This is a genomic window from Rhodococcus aerolatus (assembly GCF_054783215.1).
In genome coordinates this window covers 1-1,208 of record NZ_BAAGQZ010000061.1, presented here as the reverse complement: position 1 = coordinate 1,208, position 1,208 = coordinate 1, and the positions used below count along the sequence as shown (strand labels likewise).

Annotated in this window: 1 protein-coding gene; it reads left to right on the top strand. The window is 69.5% G+C overall.

Translation table 11 applies throughout. The features are described from left to right. The coding region (locus ACYVOF_RS20040) for an IS3 family transposase (RefSeq protein WP_460869686.1) at nucleotides 1-967 on the top strand (967 nt) is incomplete at its 5' end. Between the last annotated feature and the right edge of the window lie 241 nt (nucleotides 968-1,208).

The window sequence follows — 1,208 nt, the reverse complement described above, 5'->3', positions numbered from 1 at the left end:
CGGAGTCACACGTACCGGCCGAGGCCCAGCCTCTCAGCCGGCCACGGGCCAGCCACCGCCATTACAGACGTACCCGCTCGTCCGTGACCTGGCCGCTGCCGGTGCCCCTGTGCGGGTGCCGGTCGCGGTGACGTGTCGGGTGCTGAACCACGCTCGCCAGCCCTACTACCGATGGCTCACAGACCCGGTCACCGACGCCGACTGGACCGAGGCCCACCGGGGCAACGCGCTGTTCGACGCGCACCGCGAGGACCTCGAGTTCGGGTACCGACTGCTCGCCGACGAAGCGCAGCAGGCCGGACACGTCATGGCGGATCGCACCGCGTGGCGGATCTGCACGGCCAACGGCTGGTGGAGCGTGTTCGGCAAGCCCAAGGCCTACGGCAAGGCCCGCCGGGCCGGGGCCCCCGCCCACGACGACCGGGTGCGACGCGACTTCACCGCCCCGGCCGCCAACACCCTGTGGCTGACCGACATCACCGAGCACCCCACCGCGCAGGGCAAGCTCTACCTCTGCGCGATCAAGGACGTCTGGTCCAACCGCATCGTCGGCTACTCCATCGACTCGCGGATGCAGTCCCGCCTCGCGGTCACCGCGCTGGAGAACGCCGTCGCCCGTCGCCACGCCGAGGGCCACGACGTCGCCGGCTGCATCGTGCACTCCGACCGCGGGTCACAATTCCGGTCTCGGAAGATGCAGCGAGCGTTGACCCGCCACGCCATGGCGGGCTCGATGGGCCAGGTCGGGTCCGCCGGCGACAACGCCGCGATGGAGAGCTTCTTCTCGCTGCTGCAGCGCAATGTCCTCGACCGCCGCCGCTGGACCACCCGCGACGAGCTGCGCATCGCGATCATCACCTGGATCGAGCGCACCTACCACCGCCGACGCCGACAGAGCCGCCTCAGCCGATTGACCCCCATCGAGTACGAGACCACCATGACCCAGACCGCTACCCAGGCGGCCTAACCCGACTGTCACCTATCCGTGCAGCAGCCCCATCGGCACCACCATCGGGGTCAGAATCCACCTGACACACCCACTCGCCGGGCGCCCGGTCATCGACACAAACCGACAACCACCCGGATCGTAAACAGCACCTCATCGACCCACAGATTCATGCTCCGTCCCGCGGATCGGCTGTGGGTGAGACCCATGGCTGCGTGGCCCCAGTGTCGGGTGGGGGTGGGTGCGCGGGTGGCCGTGAGGC